The sequence below is a fragment of the Rhizomicrobium sp. genome (assembly GCF_056722145.1).
The window spans coordinates 1-8,583 of record NZ_JBWZET010000244.1; the positions used below are offsets into that span (position 1 = coordinate 1).

An 8,583-nucleotide genomic window follows, 5' to 3' on the forward strand; every position below is an offset into this window, starting at 1 on the left:
GTTTCGGCCTGGTGCCGGTGGTTGGCGCGGCCAACGCCAAGCTTCTCAGGCGGCGACTCAAGGCGGCCGTCGGCCCCAATGTCGTCGGCATTGTCAGTTTGGGCTTGGCCGGAGGTCTCGCGCCACTACCGGAAGTCGGTGATGCGCTGATCGGCAGCCATGTGGTCACCGATCGCGAGCATTACGCCTGCGATCCCGGTTGGTCGAAAGTCCTGCGCACCTGTCTGCCGGACGCCCATTCGGTGGTGATCGCTGGGGTTGACGAGCCGGCGATGCATATGGGCGCCAAAAAGGAGCTGTTCCGCGCCACCGGGGCCCATGCCGTCGACATGGAATCGCATATCGCTGCTCGTTTTGCGCACGAGCGCGGCATCCCGTTCGTCGTCCTCCGGGTGATTTCCGACGATTGCCACCGCACGCTGCCGCCGGCCGCCTTGGAACGGCTCAGCCTCAAAGGCAAACCGCGGCTGTTCGCGATTTTCCGGTCGCTTTGGCGCGAGCCCAGTCAGTTCGGCGAGCTGATGCGCACTGCGAGCGAGGCCGGCACGGCCTTCAAGTCGCTAGTGCGCAGCCTCCGAACGCTCGGTCCCGGCCTTGGCTGTCCCTACCTCGGCTGACTTGATCTCGGCCAGCTTGTGCTCGACATGGCGTGAGAACACGAACTCGGCCGGGCGCTGCTTGGACAGATCGATCTCCGGTGCGAACGGGCCTTCGGTCTTGACCCCGCGCAGGGCGAGCGGCAGCAGCTTGTAGGGCTTCTTGACGGAATCTGAGACCGCGGTGCCTTCGAAGCCGCAATGCACCATGCAATTGGCACACTTCTCGTAGTTGCCGACGCCGTACTTCTCCCAGGCGGTGTCTTCCATCAGCTCCTTGAAGGTCTTCACATAGCCTTCGCCGAGCAGATAGCAGGGCTTCTGCCAGCCGAACACGGTGCGGCAGGGCATCGACCACGGCGAGCATTCATAGGTCTGATTGCCGGCCAGGAAGTCGAGGAACAGCGTCGACTGGGTGAATTCCCACTTCTTGCCGCCATTGCCGCGCTTGAAGATATCGCGGAACAGCGTCTTGGTGCGCTCGCGGTTGAGGAAGTGCTCCTGATCGGCGGCGCGCTCATAGGCGTAGCCGGGAGAGATGGTGATGCCGTCGCAACCGATCGCCATCATCTCGTCGAAGAACTTCGCGGTCCGCTCGGGATCGGCGTCGTTGAAGAGCGTGCAGTTGATCTGGGTGCGGAAGCCCTTTTCCTTGGCGAGCTTCAGCGCGGCGACGGCCTTGTCGTAGGTGCCGTTGAGGCACACCGACTTGTCGTGCATGGCGCGGTCGCCGTCGAGATGGATCGACCAGGTGAAATTCTCGTGCGGCTCGTACTGGTCGATCTTCTTGGCCAGCAGCAGCGCGTTGGTGCACAGGATGACGAACTTCTGGCGTTCGATGTAGCCCTTGACGATCTGCGGCATCTCGCGATGGAGCAGCGGCTCGCCACCGGCGATCGATACGCACGGGGCGCCGCATTCCTCGATCGCCTGCATGCAGTCGTCGTAGCTGAGGCGCTGGTTCAGGATCTCGTCGGGATAATCGATCTTGCCGCAACCGGAGCAGGCGAGGTTGCAGCGGAACAGCGGCTCCAGCATCAGCACCAGCGGATAGCGCGCGCGCCCCGACAGGTGCTGCTTCAGGACATAGGCCCCGATGCGGGCGGCTTGCTTGGCGGGAATACCCAACAGAGTTCTCCTAGATGGTCAGGCGCGCAGTTCGGGCGGCAGGCGGAACTCGATGTGTTCCTTCTTGCCGTCCATCTGCGTGACTTCGGTATTCGGGTTGATCTGGCGCAGCGCGTCGATGACATGCTCGACCAGTTTTTCGGGGGCCGAGGCGCCGGCGGTGATGCCGATGGTGCCCATGCCCTTGATCCATTCGGGATCGAGTTCGCTGCCATCGTTGATGAGATAGGACGGCTTGCCCGCCTCCTTGCCGATTTCGCACAGCCGGTTTGAATTCGACGAATTCTTCGCGCCCACCACTAGGATCACGTCGGCGATCTGGCACAGCTCGCGCACCGCCTGCTGGCGGTTCTGGGTGGCGTAGCAGATGTCGGTGGTTTCCGGCCCGACGATATCGGAGAATTTCCGCTTCAGGGCCGCGATCACGCCGCGGGTGTCGTCGATCGACAGCGTCGTCTGGGTGACATAGGCGACCGGGGTATCGATCGGGATGGCAAGCGCTTCCACGTCGGCTTCCGACTGCACCAGATGCACCGGCGCGCCGACCTGGCCCATGGTGCCTTCCACCTCCGGGTGACCGGCGTGGCCGATCAGGACCAGCGTGCGCCCCGATCCGACGTAGCGCTTGCCCTGGCTATGGACCTTCGACACCAGCGGGCAGGTCGCATCGAGGATCGGCAGGTTGCGCGACTCGGCGACCTTCACGACCGTCTGCGGCACGCCGTGGGCGGAGAAAATCGTCACCGCGCCGTCGGGGACCTCATCCAGCTCCTCGACGAAACGGGCGCCTTTGCTCTTCAGGGTCTCGACCACGAACTTGTTGTGCACGATCTCGTGGCGGACGTAGACCGGCTCGCCGTATTTCTCGAGAGCACGCTCGACGATATCGATCGCCCGGACGACTCCTGCGCAGAAGCCGCGCGGCTGGGCAAGAACGACACGCATGGGACCCTCGACTCCTTGAGATGGGTGACCTTCGTCTAGCACGCTAAATCCCTAGTTGGAAAAGGGAAATCGGTGCCAGCCCGCTGGAGCGCAGTTTCCCGAAAGAGGGGCTCCGGTGCAATCCCTTTCTTTTCCCGGCTGTTGCACCGCTTCCCGTTTGCGCTAGAGAGGGGGGCGGGGAGTGGGGAAAGGACAACATGATGAATACCCTGGGAGCGGCCCTCGACGCAGCGGCCAAAACGACGGAAGCGACCCTGGAACGGGTGCTGGCGCCGCCGCATGGCCTGCACAGCCGCATTCATGAGGCAATGCGCTACGCCACCTTTGCCGGCGGCAAGCGCCTCAGGCCCTTTCTGGTGATCGAATGCGCCGGCCTGTTCGGCGTCGATCCGTCGCGCGCCGCCCGGACCGCAGCTGCCATCGAGGTGCTGCACACCTATTCGCTGGTCCATGACGACCTGCCGGCGATGGACAATGACGATTTGCGTCGCGGCCGCCCCACCACCCATAAGGCTTTCGATGAGGCCACTGCAATCCTGGCGGGCGACGGCCTTCTTACGATCGCGTTCGAGATTCTCAGCAACCCTGAGACGCATCCCTCGGCCGAGGTGCGGGTCAAGCTGATCGCGCGGCTCGCCGAGGCGGCGGGCGCCAACGGCATGATCGGCGGCCAGATGATCGACATGGTGGCGGCGACGCGCAGCTTCGATGTCGAAGAGATCAAGCTGCTGCAGCGGCTCAAGACCGGTCAGTTGTTCGAGTTTTCCTGCGAAGCAGGCGCGATCCTGGCGGACGCGGGAGCAGAGCATCAGGCGCGGCTGAAAGGCTTCGCCCATGACATGGGCCTCGTCTTCCAGATTACCGACGACCTGCTCGACGTCACCTCCACCACGGAGAAGACCGGCAAGGCGGTCGGCAAGGACCAGGACCACGGCAAGGCGACACTGGTGTCCATTTACGGCGTCGATGGGGCCCGCGCGGAAGCAAAAGCGATCGCCGATCGCGCGGTTGCGGCGCTGGAATCGTATGGCGACAAGGCGGCGGCGTTGCGCCAGCTGTTGCCGTTTCTCATCACCCGCGAGTCCTGAAGCGCCATTCCTGAAGCAAGGTTAACTCACATTTCCGCCACCAACGTCGCCAACACTGCTAGGCTGGCGACGGGGCAATGCGTGGAGAGGTTCACAATGTTCAAAGCTTGGTTGCGGGCCGCGTCGATGGCCATGGCGCTGGTGACGGCGGGCGTCGTCGCCCATGCCGAAGATCCGGCGGTCGCGCCGGTGCAGTCGTTCTATGACACACTGGTGTCCACCATGAAGCAGGGCAAACAGCTCGGCATCAAGGGCCGTTATGAGAAGCTGCTGCCGGTGATCGAAGCCTCGTTCGATTTGCCCGGCATGACCCGCCTGTCGGTAGGCCCGGCCTGGAACACGATGTCGGACGCCGACCATGCCGCGCTCGTCAAGGCGCTCACCCGCTACACGGTGGCGAGCTATGCGGCGAATTTCAAAAGCTTCGATGGCGAGAAATTCGTGGTCGAGCCGGCCCCGAAGGACCGCAACGCCGACAAGGTTGTGTTCTCCAAGCTGATCGCCGGCAGCGACACCATTCCGTTCAATTACCTTATGCGCAAGAACGGCGCCTCGTGGAAGGTGATCGACATTTTCCTCAACGGCTTCGTCAGCCAGATGGCCAAGCAGCGCTCCGATTTTGGCTCGACGGTGACCGCCGGCGGTGCCGCGGCGCTTGAGAAAAAGATCAACGTCCTCGCCGACGGGCTGATGAAGGAATAAGTTTTCCGCCATCCGGAAATGAAAAAGCCCGCGATTTTGCGGGCTTTTTTGTTGCGCTGCTGGTGTTATTTCTTCGGTGGTGGTCCCAGCAAGGCGGGCAGGAAGAACAGTGTCGTCAGCAGCACCCAGCCGAGCGAGATCATCAGCAGCACGCCCATGCTGGCGGTGCCGGGATGGCTGGAGAGGATCAGCGATCCGAAACCCGAGGCCGTCGTCAGGGCGCTGAAGAGAACCGCGCGGGTTAGCGAGGACTGCAACAGATTGTGCGCCCCGGCCCGCCACGCCACCACGAAATAGATGTTGAACGCGACCCCGATGCCGAACAGCAGCGGCAGGGCGATGATGTTGGCAAAGTTGAGTTCGAGCCCGATCAGTCGGCAGGTCCCGAGCGTCAAGACGGCCGTCAGCACCAACGGGATGATGGTCATCATGATGTCGCGATGGCGCCGGAGCACGAACGCGAGCAGGATCGAGATCGCGATGAACGACCAGATGCCGGCCTGAACGAAGGCGCGCACGATGGTCTGGCCGGATTCCTCGATGGTGATGGGCGTGCCCGTGGCTGCGGGCGCCACGGCCAGCACCGCCTTCGAAAACCGCTTCATCGATTTGTTGTCGTGGGCGGAGGAATAGGGCGAGACCTGGATCCGTGCGGTGCCATCGGGGGCGACCCATTCGGCGACCAGCTCCGGCGGCATCGAATGGATATCGACCGGCTGGGCCTGCAGCGCGCTGCGCAGCTGGTTGAGCAGATCGTTGAGCCCCGGGATCAACGCTTCGGTCGCAGCTTGGCGCTTGGCGGCCGGCGCCGCGGCGAGCGCATCGAGCGCGTTGGCGAGGCGGATGGCGTCGTGGCGTCCCTCCTTGTCAGCGGCGTTTTCCTTGGCCTTGGGTGGCGCGGCGGCGGCTTCGTGCAGCGATTTGGCGGCGGCCTTCAGGCTGGCGACGATTTCGGCGTCGCTCGGTGCCGGCTTCACCTCGAACGGATTGACGGTGGTATCGAGCAGCATCGCCGTATCCTGGATGATCGCCAGCTTCTTGGGCTGATCTTCGGGGATGAAGGTCGACAGCGTCAGCGCCATGCCGACCAGCGGCTCGCGGTGATTGGCCTTGGCTTCGGCGGCATCGGTGTCGACGATCTTTTTGGCCAGCCGGTCGGCGCCGGCAAGGCTACCCGCCAGCACGTCGATCGTGTTCGGAGACGTATCGGGGTCCTTGAACAGATCGTTCAAGGTCGCCATCGACTCCACCTTCGGGCTGCGCAGGTCGAGCGGATTGGCATTGAACTGCGGCGGGAATACGATTTGCGCCAACACGCCGACGACACCGATGGCGGCGCCCCAGGCAAGAATCTTATTGCGATTTTCACGCAGGAATTTGTCGGCCGGGGCAAACGTCGAAAAGCCGACCCGCTCGGCCTCGCCTGCCGGTTTCAACAGCCGGATCAGCGCCGGCAGGAGGGTAATGGCGAGTACGAACGCCACCACCATGCCAAGGCCGGCGATGACGCCAAGCTGGGCGACGCCGACGTAATCGGTCGGGATGAACGAGAAGAAGCCCGCCGCCGTCGCTGCCGCTGCCAGAGCCAGTGGTATGCCGACGCCGCGTCCGGCGCAACTCAGCGCCTTGTCGAGATCGCCCACTGCATGCCGTTCGGCGCGGTAGCGCACCGAGAACTGGATGGCAAAATCGACGCCCAGCCCGACGAACAGCGCGATGAAGGCAATGGAAATGATGTTGAAGGTGTGAACCGCGATCAGCCCCAGCGCCGTGGTGGCGACCAGGCCGACGCCGAGCGTCGCCAGGATGCAGACGATGATGCGCCACGAATGCACCGCCAAAAACAGGCAGATGGTGATGGCGAGGAACATCGCCAGGCCCATCACGGGACCGCTTTCGGCGATGGTGGCGAATTCCTCGTCGGCCAGCGGCACCGGTCCGGTGAGGCGCACGCTGACGCCGCGCTCGGGCGTCAGATGCAGGGCGCGTGCCGTTTCGCGAATGACGGTTTCGGCCTTCTCGCCGGGCATCAGACTGGTGTTGTCGAGCGCCGGCTGGACCTCGATGAAAGTGCGGGTGCGGGCGAACGAGCACTCGGTGTTGCTGGTGTCGCCGGCGGCGAACATTCCCTGCCACGAAAGGTAATCTGGCTTGCCCGCGTTGGTGCGTTCCAGCGTGTCGGCGAAGGCGTTCATCGGCGTGTCGATGTCGGCGAGCTTGGCCTGGCCGCTGTTGACGCCAAGCATCATCGTTGACACCGATGCCATGACGCCGCGCAAACTCGGATCGGCGGCGAGCGCGCCGAGGAAGGGCTGCGCCTCGACCAGCTTGCCCATTGCGTCCTTGACGCACTTCTCAGGCAGGAAGAGCAGGCCATTCTTTTCGAAATATGGTCCGCCGTCGGGGCGGCGCACTGCCGGGAACAGTTTCGGATCGGCGGCGAGCTTGGCGGCGAGGGCATTGGCGGCCGAATTGGAGCGGTCGGCGGCGCCCGAGTCGATGACGACAAGGATCAGGTTGTTGCGCTGAGGAAACAGACGGTCGAAGCGCGCCATCGTCTTCTGCCACGGCAGGTCCGACGAGATCAGCTTGCCGCTGTCCGAATTCATATCGAAGAAGATGGCCGTATAGGCCATCGAGACGGCGGCAAGGGCGAGGCCCCCCAGGGCAACGGCGCGGGCGTGCTTGGTACAATAAGCAACCACGCGTTCGACGATCGACATCGCTGAACTTTCGGTAGTTTGATTCGACGGATAAGGCTTCTACTGCCTTGTGGCGTCCGGCGCGAGAGGGGCGGCGACCGCAGCGGGTACCGGCGCTGGCGCGGCAATGGTGGCCGTGGTGGCTGGCTTGTCGGCCGGCACCTGCGCGTTGGCCGGGCTGGTCGCTTCGCCGGGTGCTTCTACCGGGGCTTCCGCGGGTGGTGTGGCGGGCGTCGCCTCGTTGTGGATGGCCGCATTCCGGCGCAGCACATAGAGCCGGCGCATGGCGGCATAATAGTCGATGCTGGTCCGTTCTACTTCGTGCAACGCCCCGACCGCCCGGGAGCGCTGGTCGACCACCTTGATCGCATTCTGGCCGAGACCGACGTAGGTCTTGCCGTTGTATTGCAGGTAGCTGAGCGGATTGAAGTAATGATCGACTACCAGCTTGCCGGCGATGTCGCGCGGCAGCGATGAGCCGATCAGCGGCAACACCATGTACGGCCCGCCCGGCACGCCATAGACGCCAAGCGTTTGGCCGAAGTCTTCGTCGCGGCCGGGGCAGCCCCAGTCGGACGCCGGGTCCATCACACCGAGCACGCCGACGGTCGTATTCACGCCCAGCCGGCAGACGGCATAGCCGGCATAGGTCAGCTCGCCCTGCAGGAGGTCGTTGGCGAACGTTACCGGAAGGCTCAGATTGGAGAGGAAATTGTGCACGCCCGTCCGCGTCGTGTCGGGCAAGGCGTTCTTGTAATAGGACGCGGCCGGCAGGGCGGCATGGTTGTCGAGCGTGTGATTGAAATCGAAGACTTTGCGGTTGACCGGCTCGAACGGATCATAAACGCCGTCAGCATTGGGGCTCGCACAGCCGCCAAGTAGGACGACAAGCAACAGCGCTGACTTCGGTTTTGGTAACTTCACCACCAAAGGCCCCCAATGAGAATCAAGGTAATGAGAGTCGCGTTCTGAAGTCCATGCGCTAAAGCCACCCTTGGTGGAAAAAGTTCCGTCGCTTTGCGCCGCATTCACGGGTCGTGCGGCGCCGCCGCCGGCGTATCCAGCCGTCCTCTTGTGGTCGAACGCAAGCAGGGAAAATGCTGATCAAAAAGTGGACAGCCGTCGCCGCTTTTCAGGTGCATCCTTCAATTTGAGCCGGTGTTGGTGCGGGTTGACGGTCCGCAGAGGCGCCCCGCGACAGTCGAGCAGACGGCCCCGGCGCGACGGGGCCAGCGCCAACCATCTGGGGGCGAAACGGTAACCATGGAGCTCGATGGTCGGGACCGGCGTTAACCACTAGAGCATCGGACGGTCATGTGAACTCGGCGGCGTAGCCGTCGTGGCGAAAGAAGTTCCAGCATTCCGTGGGCGTGAACAGGGTACAGATATTGCCGATAGCCTGCCAAAGGGCCTCGATGGTCC

At 63.6% G+C, this 8,583-nt stretch carries 7 protein-coding genes; 3 read left to right on the plus strand and 4 right to left on the minus strand.

Annotated features, from left to right (window positions below):
• On the plus strand, positions 1-617 hold a 617-nt coding region (locus AC1P6P_RS13170; protein ID WP_481402904.1), incomplete at its 5' end, for a phosphorylase family protein.
• On the opposite strand, the gene hpnH is transcribed toward AC1P6P_RS13170, so the two are convergent.
• Positions 561-1,724: an adenosyl-hopene transferase HpnH gene (hpnH, locus tag AC1P6P_RS13175; protein WP_481402905.1), complete on the minus strand. Its 1,164-nt coding sequence runs from the start codon at positions 1,722-1,724 to the stop codon at positions 561-563. The genes AC1P6P_RS13170 and hpnH overlap by 57 nt on opposite strands.
• 18 nt (positions 1,725-1,742) lie before the next feature.
• Complete coding sequence (ispH, locus tag AC1P6P_RS13180) at positions 1,743-2,669, minus strand: 4-hydroxy-3-methylbut-2-enyl diphosphate reductase (RefSeq protein WP_481402906.1); 927 nt, start codon at positions 2,667-2,669, stop codon at positions 1,743-1,745.
• Between the two features lie 197 nt (positions 2,670-2,866).
• Between ispH and AC1P6P_RS13185 the strand changes: the two genes are divergently transcribed.
• Positions 2,867-3,757, plus strand: coding sequence for a polyprenyl synthetase family protein (locus tag AC1P6P_RS13185; protein WP_481402907.1), 891 nt, complete (start codon positions 2,867-2,869; stop codon positions 3,755-3,757).
• A 96-nt stretch (positions 3,758-3,853) separates the two neighbouring features.
• Positions 3,854-4,459, plus strand: coding sequence for an ABC transporter substrate-binding protein (locus AC1P6P_RS13190; protein WP_481402908.1), 606 nt, complete (start codon positions 3,854-3,856; stop codon positions 4,457-4,459).
• Between the two features lie 65 nt (positions 4,460-4,524).
• Here AC1P6P_RS13190 and AC1P6P_RS13195 read toward each other — a convergent pair whose 3' ends face one another.
• On the minus strand, positions 4,525-7,182 hold the full coding sequence (locus tag AC1P6P_RS13195; RefSeq protein WP_481402909.1) for an MMPL family transporter: 2,658 nt from the start codon (positions 7,180-7,182) through the stop codon (positions 4,525-4,527).
• 39 nt (positions 7,183-7,221) lie between these two features.
• Positions 7,222-8,055, minus strand: coding sequence for an MlaA family lipoprotein (locus AC1P6P_RS13200; protein ID WP_481402910.1), 834 nt, complete (start codon positions 8,053-8,055; stop codon positions 7,222-7,224).
• Between the last annotated feature and the right edge of the window lie 528 nt (positions 8,056-8,583).